The 15,225-nt window shown below is 60.7% G+C and carries 18 protein-coding genes; 15 read left to right on the forward strand and 3 right to left on the reverse strand.

What is annotated here, in order from left to right:
• The first annotated feature begins 40 nt into the window (after nt 1-40).
• The 4 genes from ACIPSK_RS24295 (at nt 41) to ACIPSK_RS24310 (ending at nt 2,711) form a co-directional block, all read left to right on the forward strand.
• Entirely contained in the window at nt 41-460 is a 420-nt protein-coding gene (locus ACIPSK_RS24295; protein WP_017963520.1) for a universal stress protein, read from the forward strand.
• 115 nt (nt 461-575) lie between these two features.
• Nucleotides 576-1,244, forward strand: coding sequence for a PAQR family membrane homeostasis protein TrhA (gene trhA / locus ACIPSK_RS24300; protein WP_026154070.1), 669 nt, complete (start codon nt 576-578; stop codon nt 1,242-1,244).
• Between the two features lie 66 nt (nt 1,245-1,310).
• The gene (locus tag ACIPSK_RS24305) at nt 1,311-1,862 is read left to right on the forward strand and encodes a GNAT family N-acetyltransferase (RefSeq protein ID WP_017963522.1); all 552 of its coding nucleotides are present in this window, start codon (nt 1,311-1,313) and stop codon (nt 1,860-1,862) included.
• A gap of 147 nt (nt 1,863-2,009) precedes the next feature.
• Nucleotides 2,010-2,711 (forward strand): pentapeptide repeat-containing protein, encoded by a 702-nt coding sequence (locus ACIPSK_RS24310; protein WP_162118090.1) that lies wholly within the window; start codon nt 2,010-2,012, stop codon nt 2,709-2,711.
• A 93-nt stretch (nt 2,712-2,804) separates the two neighbouring features.
• Here ACIPSK_RS24310 and ACIPSK_RS24315 read toward each other — a convergent pair whose 3' ends face one another.
• A complete protein-coding gene (locus ACIPSK_RS24315) occupies nt 2,805-3,077 on the reverse strand; it encodes an usg protein (RefSeq protein ID WP_017963524.1) in 273 nt (90 codons plus the stop codon).
• A 277-nt stretch (nt 3,078-3,354) separates the two neighbouring features.
• Between ACIPSK_RS24315 and groES the strand changes: the two genes are divergently transcribed.
• The 5 genes from groES (at nt 3,355) to ACIPSK_RS24340 (ending at nt 9,271) form a co-directional block, all read left to right on the forward strand.
• Nucleotides 3,355-3,669, forward strand: a complete 315-nt coding sequence (gene groES, locus ACIPSK_RS24320; RefSeq protein ID WP_026154071.1) for a co-chaperone GroES — start codon at nt 3,355-3,357, stop codon at nt 3,667-3,669.
• Nucleotides 3,670-3,721: 52 nt separating this feature from the next.
• Complete coding sequence (gene groL, locus ACIPSK_RS24325) at nt 3,722-5,350, forward strand: chaperonin GroEL (protein ID WP_162118089.1); 1,629 nt, start codon at nt 3,722-3,724, stop codon at nt 5,348-5,350.
• 91 nt (nt 5,351-5,441) lie between these two features.
• A complete protein-coding gene (locus tag ACIPSK_RS24330; RefSeq protein ID WP_162118088.1) occupies nt 5,442-5,864 on the forward strand; it encodes a hypothetical protein in 423 nt (140 codons plus the stop codon).
• Between the two features lie 86 nt (nt 5,865-5,950).
• The gene (locus ACIPSK_RS24335) at nt 5,951-7,045 is read left to right on the forward strand and encodes a glycosyltransferase family 4 protein (RefSeq protein ID WP_162118087.1); all 1,095 of its coding nucleotides are present in this window, start codon (nt 5,951-5,953) and stop codon (nt 7,043-7,045) included.
• A gap of 15 nt (nt 7,046-7,060) precedes the next feature.
• Entirely contained in the window at nt 7,061-9,271 is a 2,211-nt protein-coding gene (locus ACIPSK_RS24340) for an amylo-alpha-1,6-glucosidase (RefSeq protein WP_162118086.1), read from the forward strand.
• A gap of 34 nt (nt 9,272-9,305) precedes the next feature.
• Here the strand turns inward: ACIPSK_RS24340 and ACIPSK_RS24345 are convergent, their stop codons facing one another.
• Nucleotides 9,306-9,527, reverse strand: coding sequence for a hypothetical protein (locus tag ACIPSK_RS24345; RefSeq protein WP_162118085.1), 222 nt, complete (start codon nt 9,525-9,527; stop codon nt 9,306-9,308).
• A 210-nt stretch (nt 9,528-9,737) separates the two neighbouring features.
• Here ACIPSK_RS24345 and ACIPSK_RS24350 point away from each other — a divergent pair, with 210 nt between their 5' ends.
• Both ACIPSK_RS24350 and ACIPSK_RS24355 read left to right on the forward strand, forming a co-directional pair.
• The gene (locus ACIPSK_RS24350) at nt 9,738-10,214 is read left to right on the forward strand and encodes an Hsp20 family protein (protein ID WP_162118084.1); all 477 of its coding nucleotides are present in this window, start codon (nt 9,738-9,740) and stop codon (nt 10,212-10,214) included.
• Nucleotides 10,215-10,255: 41 nt separating this feature from the next.
• Entirely contained in the window at nt 10,256-10,765 is a 510-nt protein-coding gene (locus ACIPSK_RS24355) for an Hsp20/alpha crystallin family protein (RefSeq protein ID WP_162118083.1), read from the forward strand.
• 133 nt (nt 10,766-10,898) lie between these two features.
• On the opposite strand, the gene msrB is transcribed toward ACIPSK_RS24355, so the two are convergent.
• Complete coding sequence (gene msrB / locus ACIPSK_RS24360) at nt 10,899-11,312, reverse strand: peptide-methionine (R)-S-oxide reductase MsrB (protein ID WP_162118082.1); 414 nt, start codon at nt 11,310-11,312, stop codon at nt 10,899-10,901.
• A gap of 187 nt (nt 11,313-11,499) precedes the next feature.
• On the opposite strand from msrB, the gene ACIPSK_RS24365 reads away from it, so the two are divergent.
• The 4 genes from ACIPSK_RS24365 (at nt 11,500) to ACIPSK_RS24380 (ending at nt 15,063) form a co-directional block, all read left to right on the forward strand.
• Nucleotides 11,500-11,715, forward strand: a complete 216-nt coding sequence (locus ACIPSK_RS24365) for a hypothetical protein (protein ID WP_017963533.1) — start codon at nt 11,500-11,502, stop codon at nt 11,713-11,715.
• Nucleotides 11,716-11,904: 189 nt separating this feature from the next.
• Nucleotides 11,905-14,262, forward strand: coding sequence for a putative monovalent cation/H+ antiporter subunit A (locus ACIPSK_RS24370; RefSeq protein ID WP_162118081.1), 2,358 nt, complete (start codon nt 11,905-11,907; stop codon nt 14,260-14,262).
• A 4-nt stretch (nt 14,263-14,266) separates the two neighbouring features.
• Nucleotides 14,267-14,686: a Na(+)/H(+) antiporter subunit B gene (locus tag ACIPSK_RS24375; protein ID WP_162118080.1), complete on the forward strand. Its 420-nt coding sequence runs from the start codon at nt 14,267-14,269 to the stop codon at nt 14,684-14,686.
• Complete coding sequence (locus ACIPSK_RS24380; protein WP_032985038.1) at nt 14,686-15,063, forward strand: Na+/H+ antiporter subunit C; 378 nt, start codon at nt 14,686-14,688, stop codon at nt 15,061-15,063. Before ACIPSK_RS24375 ends, ACIPSK_RS24380 begins: the two co-directional genes overlap by 1 nt.
• Nucleotides 15,064-15,225 lie beyond the last annotated feature (162 nt).

The raw sequence follows: 15,225 nt of genomic DNA on the forward strand, positions 1-15,225 counted from the left end.
TTAAGAGGAAACTTATGCATCTCAGTCGTGGAGGGAAGCCATGTACCGGAAGATCATCGTAGCGATCGCGCTCGGCGGCATCGACAAGGGAGAAAAAATCCTTCGCAAGGCCGCGTCTTTGCTCGACGCAGGCGGCGAGATCATCGCACTCAACGTCGTCGAGGATGTGCCGAGTTATGTCGCGATCGAACTGCCGGCCAATATGGTCGAGGACGCCATGAAGGACAGCCGCGAGCAACTGGAAGCGCTGATCGCCGCAGCCGGTGTTGCGGCAACCGTCGAGATCCGCAACGGCCCGCCCGCCAAAGCCATCATCTCGGCGGCTGAAAGCCACGGCGCCGACCTGATTATCGTCGCCTCTCACGTTCCCGACTTTTCCAATTACTTCATCGGCGCCACCGCCGACCGGGTCGTGCGCCATGCCAAATGCTCGGTGCTGGTCGACCGGCAGAAGGTTTGATCTTGCGCAACTGCAGCCTGTCACGAAGATTTACCGCCCGTGCGCTTTGCCGCAGTTGCGCGCCTGCCGGTTCGATGCGACGATTGCAATCGGGGTATGAAACGGATTGGCGTGCATGGCCGAGTTCAACGGCATTCGCTGGGCTTATGACAGATACGAATTGATCGCCGACGGTATCGTCCATGGCGTCGGTCTCGTGCTGGCGTTGATCGGCGCCACTGTGCTGATCTTCTACGCCACGGTCTGGAGTTCCTACGGCGCGCTCGCCGCCGCCTGGATCTATGGCGTCGGGCTGGTGCTGACGCTTGCCATTTCCTTTTCCTACAATGCCTGGCCGGTCTCGCGCACCAAATGGTATCTGCGCCGCTTCGATCATTCGGCGATCTTCCTGCTGATCGCTGCCACCTACACGCCCTTCCTTGAACGCGGCGCCGACGATCCGCTGCTCTTGTTCATGCTGGTCGCGATCTGGCTGTTCGCCGCCATCGGCATTATCCTGAAATGCGTCTTTCCCGGGCGTTACGACCGCTTTGCCATCCTGCTTTATCTCGCTATGGGCTGGAGCGGCGTACTGGTGGCCGAGCCCGTCGCCTCGCGCATTCCCGCCGCCTCGATGCTGCTGATCGTCATCGGCGGCGTCATCTATTCGCTCGGCGTCATCTTCCATGTCTGGGAGAAGCTGCGGTTCCAGAACGCCATCTGGCACGGCTTCGTCGTCACCGCCGCGGCGGTGCATTATTCGGCCGTCTTCACCTGTTTCAGCCTGTCGCCACCAGGCCTCTGAACGACTGATGTGCCCGAAGTCGTTCCTGTTTCGCGTCCGTCGTTTACATCTCTCGAGGCGGGGCGTATGCCCGCCTTCGCACACAATATGAACCCGAGCATCATGACAGACGCTGTCTTCCTCCGCGACGCCACCGAAGCCGATCTTTCCGCCATTCGCGATATTTACAATCACGCCGTCGAGCACACGACGGCGATCTGGAACGACACGCTGGTCGATCTCGAAAATCGGTTGGAATGGTTCAGGGCGCGCAAGGCGCGCGGCTTTCCTGTCATTGTCGCCGAACTATCGGGCAAGGTCGCAGGTTACGCCTCCTATGGTGATTGGCGGGCCTTCGACGGCTACCGCCACACGGTCGAGCATTCCGTCTATGTCGACAAGGATTGCCGCGGTGCGGGCATCGGAGAGCGGTTGATGCGGGAACTGATCGCGCGTGCTGCAGCCGCGAACGTCCATGTGATGATCGCCGGCATCGAGGCTGAGAACACCGCCTCGATCAGGCTGCACGAAAAGCTCGGTTTCCGTATCGCCGGCAGATTTTCCGAGGTCGGCATCAAATTCGGCCGCTGGCTGGACCTCACCTGTATGGAACTTCGCCTGCCCGGCAAGGTGGATTGATCCACCTGCCTGGCAATCGTCCGGACTGATCAGCAAGCCATTGTGAACGGCGCGTGCCATCTTTTTATTGTAGTCTGAGCTGTGTAAGAAAGTGGACGGCCTGCTTCGCCGGAGGCGGCCTGAAAGCATCATGGGGGTGAACAGTTCATGGCAATGCAAAGATCGTCGTTCGGTCTCCTTGCCCTCGTCCTTCTAGCATTTCCGCCAGTTGCCGCACGGGCCGCCGATTGCAGCAGTCTGGCCGAGCCGAAGCTCGACTGGCAGGAATGCACCAAGAAAAACCTGATGCTGCAGGGCAGTGATCTCGAGGGCGCCAATCTCGTCGGCACCGATTTTTCGCTGACCGATCTCGCCGGCGCCAATGTCAAATCCGCCAATCTGGAGAAAGCGACGCTGGTGCGTGCCTCATTGGAGGGCGCACATGCTGAAGGCGCCAACTTCGCCAAGATCGAGGCCTATCGCTCCAGCTTCGCCAATATCGCCGCCGAGGGCGCGTCCTTTGCCGGCGCCGAGCTGCAGCGTGCCAATTTCGCCGGCGCCCAGCTCGCCGGCGCGAGCTTCGAAAAGGCCGAACTCGGCCGCGCCGATTTCGACAAGGCGGTGCTGACGGGGGTGAAATTCTCTTTCGCCAACCTCTCCCGCGCCGATCTCTCCAAGGCCACCTTCGAAGGCCCGGCGAACTTCGAGCGCGCCTTCATGTTCCTGACCCGCATCGAAGGCCTCGACCTCTCGGGCGCCGCCGGGCTCGAACAGACGCAGATCGACCTTGCCTGCGGCGATGCCTCGACTAAGCTGCCGGCCGGCCTTTCGGCACCCTCGACCTGGCCATGCCCTGCCGATCACGATTGATTGGGCTTCGCGCGATACCGGCTGGTAAGGCCCTAGGGGGCAACAATGGCTGGCGGGCACACAACCATCTGGCTGGGGACTGTCGGATTCGATTTAGTGCAATCGGAACTCGCCCGCGACGCGACGCCATTCGTTCGGTCCGATCAGCCGCTGGTGGCTATAGCGAACGGAATGCAGCGGCCCGTCAAGCTTGGACTGCCAGAAATCCAGGAATCTGTGCATTTCCGGAAAGTCCGGGGCGAGATCGTAATCCTGCCAGACATAGGTCTGCAGGACCGACTCGAAATCCGGCATGCGGTAGAGGATGTGCGCAGTGGTAAGACCGTAACCGTTGAGCTGGCGCTCTATGTCCGATGAAAATTCCATGCTTCATCTCCGTTTCACGACAACGAGAAGGTGGCGCAAATCTTTGCGTCCATCAACTGATTCTCAACGCAGGAACAGTGTTTGTTGTTCCTTCTCAGTGTGTTAGCAGCCATCCATTGCGAGTGCTATTTTTTTTCGCCAGCCCCTTGAAATGGAAAAACCGCAAAACCAGATCATTCCGCGCAAAACGCTCGACAGAGGTTTGCACCCGCCCGGACCGGTCATCCGGTCCGGCCAGGGGAACAACGTCATCATTGTTTGTCCATTGGAGGAAAACATGTCGTTCCGACCGCTTCATGATCGCATTCTTGTCCGCCGAGTCGATTCCGAGGAAAAGACCAAGGGCGGCATCATCATCCCTGATACCGCCAAGGAAAAGCCGCAGGAAGGCGAGGTTATCGCCGTCGGCCCCGGCGCGCGCAACGATGCAGGCCAGATCCAGGCGCTCGACGTCAAGGTCGGCGATCGCATCCTGTTCGGCAAGTGGTCCGGCACCGAGATCAAGATCAATGGCGAAGATCTGCTGATCATGAAGGAAAGCGATGTCATGGGCATTATCGTGGCCCAGGCCGCCGAAAAGATCGCCGCCTGAGGCGTTCTCAGCGCATTAGTCAAGAAAAGCTGCCTATCGAAGGAGTGAAAGAATGGCTGCGAAAGAAGTCAAATTCCATACCGATGCCCGTGAACGCATGTTGCGTGGCGTCGACATCCTGGCCAATGCCGTGAAGGTGACGCTCGGTCCGAAGGGCCGTAACGTCGTGATCGATAAGTCCTTCGGCGCTCCGCGCATTACCAAGGACGGCGTTTCGGTCGCCAAGGAAATCGAACTCGAAGACAAGTTCGAAAACATGGGCGCTCAGATGCTGCGTGAAGTTGCATCCAAGACGAACGATCTCGCCGGCGACGGCACGACGACTGCGACCGTGCTCGCCCAGGCGATCGTCAAGGAAGGCGCTAAAGCGGTCGCCTCGGGCATGAACCCGATGGACCTGAAGCGCGGCATCGATCTGGCCGTCGACGCTGTCGTCAAAGAACTGAAAACCAACGCCCGCAAGATCTCCAATAATTCCGAAATTGCCCAGGTCGGCACGATCTCCGCCAACGGTGATTCCGAGATCGGTCGTTACCTCGCCGAAGCGATGGAAAAGGTCGGCAATGAAGGTGTCATCACCGTCGAGGAAGCCAAGACCGCCGAAACCGAACTCGAAGTCGTTGAAGGCATGCAGTTCGACCGCGGCTATTTGAGCCCGTATTTTGTTACCAACCAGGACAAGATGCGGGTCGAACTCGAGGACCCCTACATTCTCATCCACGAGAAGAAGCTCTCCAACCTGCAGTCGATGCTGCCGGTTCTCGAAGCCGTCGTCCAATCCAGCAAGCCGCTCCTCATCATCGCTGAAGACGTCGAAGGCGAAGCGCTTGCTACCCTCGTCGTCAACAAGCTGCGCGGCGGCCTGAAGATTGCCGCCGTCAAGGCGCCTGGCTTCGGCGACCGCCGCAAGGCCATGCTCGAAGACATCGCCATCCTGACCGGCGGCACCGTCATCTCCGAAGACCTCGGCATCAAGCTCGAGAACGTGACGCTCAATATGCTCGGCCGTGCCAAGAAGGTGTCGATCGAGAAGGAAAACACCACAATCATCGACGGTGCTGGCTCGAAGACGGAGCTTGACGGTCGCACGGCTCAGATCCGCGCCCAGATCGAAGAAACCACCTCCGACTACGACCGCGAGAAGCTGCAAGAACGCCTTGCCAAGCTCGCCGGCGGCGTTGCCGTTATCCGCGTCGGCGGCTCGACCGAAGTCGAGGTGAAGGAGAAAAAGGATCGCGTCGACGACGCGCTTCATGCAACCCGTGCCGCCGTCGAAGAGGGCATCTTGCCCGGCGGTGGCGTTGCCCTTCTGCGCGCCGTCAAGGCGCTCGATAATCTCAGCGTGGCCAACCAGGACCAGCGCGTCGGCATCGAGATTGTGCGCCGCGCAATCGAAGCCCCGGTACGGCAGATCGCCGAAAACGCCGGTGCAGAAGGCTCGATCGTGGTCGGCAAGCTGCGGGAGAAAAGCGAGTTCTCCTATGGCTGGAACGCTCAGACCGGCGAATATGGCGACCTCTATGCGCAGGGCGTCATCGATCCGGCGAAAGTGGTGCGCACCGCGCTGCAGGACGCAGCCTCCGTTGCCGGTCTGCTGGTGACGACGGAAGCCATGATCGCCGAGAAACCCAAGAAGGAGGCCGCTCCGGCCATGCCCGCCGGCCCCGGCATGGACTTCTAAGCGATCGGCCCGCCCTGCTCTTAAGGGCGGGCCTCCCCACGCACTAGCGAATGAACCAAGTTCCATCGGTCAACATCAGTGGAGCCAAGCTATGAGAAAGGAAAGCATCAGCAATTCCATACAGCAGGAAGCCACGGCGGCTATCAGCGCGGCGCATCTGCTTTATCCGGCCAAACATTTCGGTCACCCGCGTGACGTGCTCACCGCCGCCGACATCGGCAATGACGAGAAGCGCGCCATTCTCGCGTCATGGGCATCGGATATTTTCGCGATCGATTCCGCACCGGCCCTTCGCCTTTATCCCGGTGCGGAAACAGCCGTCTCCTATGACGAGATTGTTGAAGCGCTGAAAACGTTGGACAAGGGCGACCAGCAATCTGGCAACCAAGATTCGCCCGCTTCCTCGCGTGCCCACAGGATCCGCCGTCGAAAGCTGCCGCCACGCCGGCTCCCCGGTCTTGGCTTGTGCAGCTACTGGAAAGGAGAACGCCGCCGACAGCTATTAGAAACCTGATCCTCTCTCTACCTGCCGCGTGCCTCTTGAGGACGCAGGCATGATTTTTGCCGACGACTCTTTGCTCAACAGAGGAGGTTTTGCCGATGAAGATCGCTCAGATTGCACCGCTCGCCGAAAGCGTTCCGCCGAAGCTCTACGGGGGAACCGAGCGGATCGTTTCCTATCTTACTGAAGAACTCGTCACACAGGGACATGACGTCACGCTCTTTGCCAGCGGCGATTCCGTCACCCAGGCGAAGCTGGTGGCGTGTGCGGACGTCGCCCTGCGGCTCAACCCGGCGGTCAAGGACCATCTGCCGCATCAGGTCGTGATGCTGGAGGAGATCCGTCGGCGGGCGGATGAGTTCGATGTGCTACATTTCCACATCGATCTTCTGCATTTTCCGCTGATCCGCGATTTCGCCGATCGCACGGTCACGACGCTGCACGGGCGGCTGGACCTGCCGGATCTCAAGCCATTCTACACGGCGTTCCCGGATATTCCGCTCGTGTCGATCTCCAACGACCAGCGGCGTCCGATGCCACCGGTCGATTGGCGCGGAACGGTCTATCACGGTTTGCCGGCCGATATTCTTCCCTTCACCGAGAACCCTAGGGGCAATTACCTCGCCTTCCTTGGGCGTATTTCCCCGGAAAAGCGCCCCGACCGCGCTATCCAAATCGCGGCAAAGGTCGGAATGCCGCTGAAGATCGCCGCCAAGATCGATAATGCCGACAAGGCCTATTGGGAAGCTGTTATAGAGCCCATGGTGAGGAGGCACCCGCAGGTTGAATTCATCGGTGAGATCAATGAACAACAGAAAGCTGACTTCCTCGGAAATGCGGGCGCTCTGCTGTTCCCGATCGACTGGCCGGAGCCCTTTGGGCTGGTGATGATCGAGGCGATGGCCTGCGGCACGCCGGTGATCGCTTTCGGCTGTGGCTCCGTCCCGGAGGTGATTGACAACGGCATCTCCGGCATCCTGGTCGACAGCGTCACCGAAGCGGCCGAGAACGTCGAATGGGCGCTCCGCCTCGATCGGCGCAGGGTGCGAGCCACATTCGAAAAGCGCTTCACCGCGCAACGGATGGCGCGCGGCTATCTCGACATCTATCGCAACTTGCCGGGCGTTCGTACCAAAGCCGCGCCTATCCGTCGGTCGAATGGTCCAGCGCGCGACCTGCAGGCTGTCGCCTGACGTCAAGGAGGAGACATGTCGAACATTTCTGCGGACAGCAACCCCGCCGCAGCATTGCCAGGCCCGGCGGCACCGGTCGCGCAGTTTTTCATTCCGGCGGCCGCGTCGCTGCAGGAGCGACGGCCGCGTACCCTGAAGCACGGCGATACTTTCGCCGTCTTCGATTACAATGGCGACGCTCTGTCCGGTCCCGGCAGCCCGGAAGGTCTTTTCCATTGCGATACCCGTTATCTCTCGCATTTCTACCTGACGATCAATGGGCAACGGCCGATGCTCCTGTCGTCGACGCTGCGAGATGACAACGCCACGCTGACCTGCGATCTCACCAATCCTGATCTATTCGATAAGAATGGAAAGCTGGCTCTGGCTCATGACCTGATTCATTTGCGCAGGTCACGGTTTCTCTGGAATGCTCGCTGTTATGAGCGGGTGGCCGTGAGGAATTACGACGACCGGCGGCAACATGTCCGAATCCAAATCGCCTTCGAAGCCGATTTCGCCGACCTTTTCGAAGTCCGTGGAACCGTAAGAGCAAGGAGAGGGCGCCATCTTCCCGCCATCATAGAGCAGGATTGCGTCCTGCTTTCCTATATCGGCCTGGACGGCCGCAAGCGGTCGACGCGGTTTTCCTTCGTACCGGAACCGGCCGAAATCCGCAGCAATCTCCTCACCTATGATCTCCATCTTGAGCCGCAGCAGACAAAATCGCTCTTCATCAAGATCGGCTGCGATCAGACCCCCGCCGATCCACCGAGCAACCGCTCCTTCTTCTTGGCCCTGCGGGATGCCCGGCGTGCATTGCGAGCCTCTTCCTCGCGCGCGGCGTCGATCGCAACGTCCAACGAGATATTCAACGAAGCCGCGCGGCGCAGCGTCTCCGACCTCTACATGCTGATGACCGACAAGCCGGAAGGTCCTTATCCCTACGCCGGCATTCCCTGGTTCAGCACCGTCTTCGGCCGTGACGCCCTGATCACGGCGCTTCAGACACTTTGGCTCGATCCGGAGATCGCCCGCGGGGTTCTCGGCCATCTGGCAGCCAACCAGGCGACGGACATCGATCCTGCCTCTGACGCCGAGCCAGGCAAGATCCTGCACGAAATCCGCTTTGGCGAAATGGCCGAACTTGGCGAGGTTCCGTTCCGGCGCTATTACGGCAGCATCGATTCGACGCCGCTGTTTGTGATACTGGCCGGCGATTATCTCAAACGAACCGGTGATCTTGCGACGATCGACCGTCTCCTGCCACATCTGGAAGCGGCACTGACATGGGTCGACGAACATGGCGATCGTGACGGCGACGGCTTCATTGAATATGGACGGCTGACGGAAGAAGGATTGATCAATCAAGCATGGAAAGATAGCCACGATTCGGTCTTCCATGCCGACGGCACATTGGCCAAGGGGCCGATCGCAATCGTTGAGGTCCAGGCTTATGTCTACGCCGCATGGCAAAGTGCTGCCGAAATCTTCCGGCGGACCGGCAGGCCGGAACGAGCGGCGAGCTTTCTCGCGCGGGCGGAGGGACTGCGCCGTGCCTTTGACATCAGCTTCTTCGACGAGGAACTTGGCACATATGTGTTGGCCCTCGACGGAGACAAGCGGCCCTGCCGGGTTCGATCTTCCAATGCCGGCCATGCTCTGTTCGCCGGCATTGCTTATCCTGAACGGGTCGCACAGATTACCCGCACTCTGATGAGTGCCTCGTCCTTCTGTGGCTGGGGCATCCGCACCATTCCCTCCACGGAACCGCGTTACAATCCGATGAGCTACCACAACGGCTCGATCTGGCCACATGACAATGCCTTGATCGCCAGCGGCCTTGCCCGCTATGGCTATCGCGCCGAAGCCGCGCGGATATTCGAGGGATTGTTTGCCGCCTCGACCTATATCGACCTGCGGCGGCTCCCCGAACTCCTCTGCGGCCTGCCGCGCCAGCGGGCACGGGGGCCGACCTTCTATCCGGTCGCCTGCTCGCCTCAAGCATGGGCGGCAGCCGCTCCTTTGTCGCTGCTGCAATCCTGTCTCGGCCTCGACTTCGACCCGAATGGCTTGCGCATCAGCTTCAACGTGCCGCAACTTCCCCCGTTCCTGGACGAAGTGATCTTACGACGCCTGTTGATCGGCAATGGCTCGGCTGACGTCGCCATTCGCCGATCGGGACGCCAGGTCGTGGTGGATGTGATGGATCGCCACGGCAATGTTCAGGTGCTCGCGACAGCATGACGGATCAGTGGGGGAGGTGGGTCATCCGCCTCTCCTATTCCGGCTCCTCTTCATCGGAACTCAGCAGATCAACAAGCGCAGCAACCCTACCTGTTGGCAGGGGCCGGCCTTCACTCATCAAGGCTTCGTCGTTGCTGGCCCACGCAAATGCCTCGGCGAGTTCAGCCTGGGTGGCACCTGTCGCGATAACCTCGGCCACGAGCGTTTCATCGGCGGGCCCGAGGACGGCGATGACGTCCTTTGAAGTCATTGTCATAACCATTGCTCCTCTCTCAAGCTACGCCCAGATATGGTGGCGCCTTCGAAGAAAGCAATTTTTTCGTTGAGAAATTCCGTCCTCTTGAAACGGTAAACGGCTGAATTATATCAGTATTGTCGATCGCCGAGCAGGGATCGACAGGTCCAGGAGACGCCTGTCGCTCTTGGCGTTTCCTGTATCCATGTTGCTTGTAAGGAGGATATGGCTATGAGGACAAACCTCGATTTCTCTCCCCTGATCCGGTCGAGCGTCGGCTTCGAGCGGATGTTGAACGCACTCGAGGCTGCAAGCCGCGCCGAGACAATCGACAACTGGCCGCCTTACGATATCGTCAAAACCGGCGAGGACGAATACCGCATCGCCATGGCGGTGGCGGGCTTCTCGCAGGACGAGCTGGCGATCATCCACGAGCAGAACATGCTCGTCGTCTCAGGGCAGAAGGCCAACGGCGAAGATGTTCAATACCTGCATCGCGGCATTGCTGGTCGAAGCTTCCAGCGTCGGTTCGAATTGGCTGACCACGTCAAGGTCGTGGATGCCCGCCTCGTCAACGGTCTGCTGACCATCGATCTCAAGCGTGAAATTCCTGAAGAGATGAAGCCGCGCCAGATCGAGATCGGAACTGGGAATGCAATGCCGAAGGCCGAGACCCGGCAGATCGAGGCCGAGACGCAGGCAGCCTGAACCGTCAGGAATGCCCAAGAACCACCAGAAAGGAGTAAGCCATGAGTGTTCGTGATTTGATTCCATGGGGCCGCAGCAACGGCCACCAAGTTCCGAATCTCCTCCGCGAGGACGACCATGATCCTTTCCTGTCGCTCCATCGCGAGGTAAACCGGCTGTTCGACGATGCTTTCCGCAGCTTCGGCGCTGGCCTGCCGTCACTGCGTGGCGCCAGCGGTTTCGGTGCCGGCTGGCCGAGTGTCGAGATCTCCGACACCGATAAGGATATCAAGGTGACCGCCGAAGTCCCCGGCCTTGAGGAAAAGGACATCGATGTCCTCCTCGATGACGGCGTTCTGACGCTGAAGGGTGAAAAGCGTTCGGAGACGGAAGACAAGGAGAAGCAGTTCTCGGAGCGCTACTATGGCCGCTTCGAGCGACGCATCCCGCTCGGCACCGAGGTCAAGGAAGATCAGGTCGACGCCACCTTCAAGAATGGCGTCCTGACTGTCACCTTGCCCAAGACCGAAAAGGCGCTCTCACAGGTCAAGCGCATCGCCATCAGAAGCTGATCGAAACGAGTGGGCGGCGGCCGACCACCTGGCGGCCGCCGCTGCCATGTCGTCGATGGCGGCACGGAAATTTCCGTCGCGCTTAGTCTCCTCATGGCCGCTGGATCGGCAGATGCCGATCGCAGGTTCAGGCCTATTTCCCGGGCTCGAAAACCATGGAGTGGCCGTTGATGCAGTAGCGCAGGCCGGTCGGTGGCGGACCATCCGGAAAGACGTGGCCGAGATGGGCTTCGCAGCTGCCGCAACGGATTTCGGTGCGCACCATGCCAAAGGCCGTGTCGCGATGTTCGGTCACCGCACCGGGCGATACCGCTTCGAAATAGCTCGGCCAGCCGCAGCCGGCATCGAATTTCGTGTCGGAGCGGAAAAGCGGCGCGTTGCAGCCGACACAGCGGTAAAGCCCCGTCTCGAACGAATCCCAGTAAGGGCCGGTAAAGGCGCGTTCGGTGCCGTGCTGGCGCGTGATGCGGTATTGCTCGGGGGTGAGCTGCTCTTTCCATTCGGCATCGGTCTTATGAATCTTGGCGGTGGTCGCAGTTTCGGACATGAGGTGCTCCTTTCGCCGAGGGGCGTTTCCGTTTGCGCAAAATGTGGTGCGCCGCGTTCACTTCATCAAGCCTCCAGCGCCGCGCCATGAGATTGGCGGCATACCGCAATTGGAGTAAGACGCTTGCTTTTACGTCCGTTAGGGGTTTTCTGTTAGGGTTAATGTTACGTGCATTGGAGAATCACTGGTGTTTGAGGCAGCAATCGTCCTGCTTTACGGCCTGGTGGCCGTGGCCGCCATGGCGGTCACGCTGTTGGAAGGCTGGGCCAACCATGACGGCTTGACGCTCCATCGTCTCGCCGGGCTCTTCGCCTGCCTGCTCTGGCCGCTGACGCTTCTGGTCTTTATCCTGCATGGTTGCATCACCCGGCTGCTGACGCGCCTTTCCCGACCGATGGCCTGATCGGCTTCGAACATCGTCATGCAGTGCGGCCTGCGGCCGAAATCGCTTGAGACGCTCCCCCATTTCGCCTAAGCCAGAACACGGGCCGGTTTTCTTCGGCTTTTTCGTCTGTTGCCTTTACAGCGCCGCGTGTCTTGTCGGACGTGCAAAGGACTGTAATATTTTGAATTATGCAGTAGAGGAGGAGACATGGCCGATGTCACGGCTCTGACATTTCTGGCCCTGTGTCTGCCGCTCGTCGGCGCTCTTGCCGCTCCCTTCGTCATCCGCATTTTCGGCGCAAACGGTGCCTGGCTCCTGGCGATCGCTCCCTTGCTCGCCTTCCTGCATTTTCTGCGTTTCGTTCCCAAGATCGCGCGCGGCGAGGTCGTCACCGGCGGGTATTCCTGGGTGCCGAGCTTTCATCTCTCCTTTTCCTGGTTCCTCGACGGCCTATCGCTGGCTTTCGCGCTGTTGATCACCGGCATCGGCACGCTGATCGTGCTTTATGCCGGCGGCTATCTCAAGGGACACAAGGATCAGGGCCGCTTCTTCTCCTTCATCTTCCTCTTCATGGGCGCGATGCTCGGCGTCGTCGTTTCCGACAGTTTCCTGATGCTCTTCATCTTCTGGGAGCTGACGTCGATCACGTCCTTCCTGCTGATCGGCTTCGATCACGAGCGGGCGGCGGCTCGCCGCGCTGCCCTGCAGGCGCTTGTAGTGACCGGCGGGGGAGGGCTCTGCCTGTTGGCCGGCCTGCTGATCCTCTGGAATATCTCAGGCGTCACGGAGATGTCGCGGCTCATCGGAACGGGCGATGTCGTGCGCGAAAGCCCGTTCTATCTCGCAGCCCTCCTTCTGGTCCTGGGCGGCGCCTTCACCAAGTCGGCCCAATTTCCCTTTCATTTCTGGCTGCCGAACGCCATGGAGGCGCCGACGCCGGTTTCGGCCTATCTGCATTCGGCCACCATGGTGAAAGCAGGCGTCTATCTGCTGATGCGGCTCAATCCGGTCATGGGGGCAACGCCTGCCTGGGAAATCCTTCTGCCCTTCTTCGGCGGGCTGACGCTGGTGGTCGGTACCGCACTCGCCATCCGCCAGACCGACCTGAAGCTCAAGCTTGCCTATACCACCGTCTCCTCGCTCGGCCTGCTCGTCATGCTGATCGGCTTCGGCTCGGACCATGCGGTCGAGGCGGCGGCGCTTTATCTGGTGGCGCATTCTCTCTTCAAGGGCGCGCTCTTCATGGTCGCCGGCATCATCGATCACGAGACCGGCACGCGCGATATCACCAGGCTCAGTGGCCTGATGCGGGCGATGCCGCTCACCTGGATGATCGCGCTTGCGGCGGCCTTCTCCATGGCCGGCCTGCTGCCCTTCTTCGGTTTCCTCGCCAAGGAGGAGATCTACACCGCACTCGTCGGTGCCGATGTCCGCGCGATCACATTTACCGCGATAACCGTCTTCGGCAATGCGCTGATGTTCGCCGTCGCCTTCGCCGTGGCGCTGAAACCCTTCCTCGGCCGGCCGGTGGAGACGCCGAAACCTCCGCATGAAGCACCCGTCCTGCTTTGGCTCGGCCCGGCCGTTCTCGCCGTCCTCGGCCTGCTCGCGGCGATCTTCTCGACCTTCACCCATACCGTGCTGTCCTCCCCGCTCGCAACCGCCATCCGCCAGACATCCGTCGACATCGACATTTCGCTGACGCCGCATATCGGCCTGCCCTTGGCGCTCTCCGCCCTGACCATACTGCTCGGTATCGGCGTTTACTGGCAGCTGGCGCGCGCCCGTTTCCTGATGGCCATCTTCTTGCGCGCGGCCGGACCCGGGCCGGACCATGGCTTTGATGTCGCTATATCGGGCCTTGTCCGCTTCTCGGGCCGCCTCATGCGTGTCCTCCAGCCGGGGCGGCTGGAGATCTATGTCACCTGCAGCTTCCTTTGCGTTGCCGCCATCCTCATCATCCCCCCGGTCGTCTATGGCGAACTGCCGCGCCTTCCGGCCTGGCCGGCCGATGTCAGGCTCTATGAATGGGCGGTCTTTCTGATCGCCGCCTTCGGCCTTGCCGCCGTGCTCGTCGCCCGCGACCGGTTGACGGCGATCGTCTCGCTCGGCATCCAGGGTTTCGCCGTCGCCATCATCTTCCTGCTGTTCGGCGCGCCGGATCTGTCGTTTACCCAGTTCATGGTGGAAACGCTCTCGGTGGTCATCCTCGCGCTGGTCATGACCAGGCTTCGCCTATCTCCCGCCGATCGGCGGCCGCTCGGCCGCAAGCTCTTCGACGGTGCGCTGGCGCTTGTCTGCGGCCTCGGCTTCATGCTTTTGCTGATGCGGGCGACCGAGGCGCCGTTCGACGATGCGTTGACGGCTTTCTTCAACGCCTATTCCAAATCGATCGCCCACGGCGCCAACGTCGTCAACGTCATCATCGTCGATTTCCGCGGCACCGACACGCTCGGCGAAATCGCCGTTGTCGCGGTCACCGGCCTTGCCATCCTGGCGCTGATCCGTATCCGCGCCGGTAGCGAGCGCAAGCTTGCCGCCAATGATCCCGCGGCGGAGGGCTGAGCGCGTGAACACCCTGATCTTCCGCACCGTCGCCCCGTTTCTCACCGCACTGATGCTGCTTTTTTCCGTCTTCGTCCTGCTGCGCGGCCATAACGAGCCGGGCGGCGGCTTCATCGGCGGGCTGATCGCTGCCTCCGGACTGGCGATATACGGCATTGCCCGCGGTGTTGGCGCCGTTCGCCGCGCGCTGTACTTCCATCCGCTGTCGATTGCCGGCTTCGGCCTGCTCCTGTCGACCATGGCGGGTCTTCTCTCCATCCTCTTTGCCGTTCCCTTCATGACCGGCCTCTGGATTTATCCGAAGCTTTTCGGTGCCGAGGTGCCGCTGTCGAGCGTCATGCTCTTCGATGTCGGCGTCTATCTCGTCGTGCTCGGCGCCATCACCTCGATCGCGCTGGCATTGGAAGAAAAGGAGGTGGAATGATGGAGCCGCTTCTCGCGATCCTCGTTGGCCTGTTCTTTGCCGCCGCCATCTATCTGATGCTGTCGAAATTCTCGATCCGCATCATGCTCGGCATCGCCATCCTCGGCAATGCCGTCAACCTGCTGCTCTTTACCGGCGGCCGGCTGACGCGCGAGGTGCCGCCGATCATCCCGGTGGGTCTCGACAGCTTGCCCGCAGGCACGGCCAACCCGTTGCCGCAGGCCCTCATCCTGACGGCGATCGTCATCTCCTTCTCCTTCCTTGCCTTCCTGCTGGTGCTGACCTACCGCGCCTATCAGGACCTCGGCACCGACAACACCAGCGACATGCGCGCCGCCGAGCCCGACGACCGGCCGCTGCCGCCATTGGGGTATTGAGGATGGACATGCGAATTTGGGCAGAAACGCTACCGGCAATCTCCCTCTTCTCCCCAGCGGGGAGAAGGTGCCCGTCAGGGCGGATGAGGGGGGTGAGGAGCATTGGCGACGAACGCCAGAAGCGCAAGCGAAGGGCCATGTTTTCGGGACAACGAAGGATGA

The organism is Rhizobium sp. LARHSG275 (genome assembly GCF_052871115.1).

What these genes read in the sequence shown, in the direction of transcription:
- ACIPSK_RS24295 (WP_017963520.1), top strand. Translation starts at nt 41, where the DNA reads ATGTACCGGAAGATCATCGTAGCGATCGCGCTCGGCGGCATCGACAAG.
- trhA (WP_026154070.1), top strand. Translation starts at nt 576, where the DNA reads ATGGCCGAGTTCAACGGCATTCGCTGGGCTTATGACAGATACGAATTG.
- ACIPSK_RS24305 (WP_017963522.1), top strand. Translation starts at nt 1,311, where the DNA reads ATGCCCGCCTTCGCACACAATATGAACCCGAGCATCATGACAGACGCT.
- ACIPSK_RS24310 (WP_162118090.1), top strand. Translation starts at nt 2,010, where the DNA reads ATGGCAATGCAAAGATCGTCGTTCGGTCTCCTTGCCCTCGTCCTTCTA.
- ACIPSK_RS24315 (WP_017963524.1), bottom strand. Translation starts at nt 3,077, where the DNA reads ATGGAATTTTCATCGGACATAGAGCGCCAGCTCAACGGTTACGGTCTT.
- groES (WP_026154071.1), top strand. Translation starts at nt 3,355, where the DNA reads ATGTCGTTCCGACCGCTTCATGATCGCATTCTTGTCCGCCGAGTCGAT.
- groL (WP_162118089.1), top strand. Translation starts at nt 3,722, where the DNA reads ATGGCTGCGAAAGAAGTCAAATTCCATACCGATGCCCGTGAACGCATG.
- ACIPSK_RS24330 (WP_162118088.1), top strand. Translation starts at nt 5,442, where the DNA reads ATGAGAAAGGAAAGCATCAGCAATTCCATACAGCAGGAAGCCACGGCG.
- ACIPSK_RS24335 (WP_162118087.1), top strand. Translation starts at nt 5,951, where the DNA reads ATGAAGATCGCTCAGATTGCACCGCTCGCCGAAAGCGTTCCGCCGAAG.
- ACIPSK_RS24340 (WP_162118086.1), top strand. Translation starts at nt 7,061, where the DNA reads ATGTCGAACATTTCTGCGGACAGCAACCCCGCCGCAGCATTGCCAGGC.
- ACIPSK_RS24345 (WP_162118085.1), bottom strand. Translation starts at nt 9,527, where the DNA reads ATGACAATGACTTCAAAGGACGTCATCGCCGTCCTCGGGCCCGCCGAT.
- ACIPSK_RS24350 (WP_162118084.1), top strand. Translation starts at nt 9,738, where the DNA reads ATGAGGACAAACCTCGATTTCTCTCCCCTGATCCGGTCGAGCGTCGGC.
- ACIPSK_RS24355 (WP_162118083.1), top strand. Translation starts at nt 10,256, where the DNA reads ATGAGTGTTCGTGATTTGATTCCATGGGGCCGCAGCAACGGCCACCAA.
- msrB (WP_162118082.1), bottom strand. Translation starts at nt 11,312, where the DNA reads ATGTCCGAAACTGCGACCACCGCCAAGATTCATAAGACCGATGCCGAA.
- ACIPSK_RS24370 (WP_162118081.1), top strand. Translation starts at nt 11,905, where the DNA reads ATGGCCGATGTCACGGCTCTGACATTTCTGGCCCTGTGTCTGCCGCTC.
- ACIPSK_RS24380 (WP_032985038.1), top strand. Translation starts at nt 14,686, where the DNA reads ATGGAGCCGCTTCTCGCGATCCTCGTTGGCCTGTTCTTTGCCGCCGCC.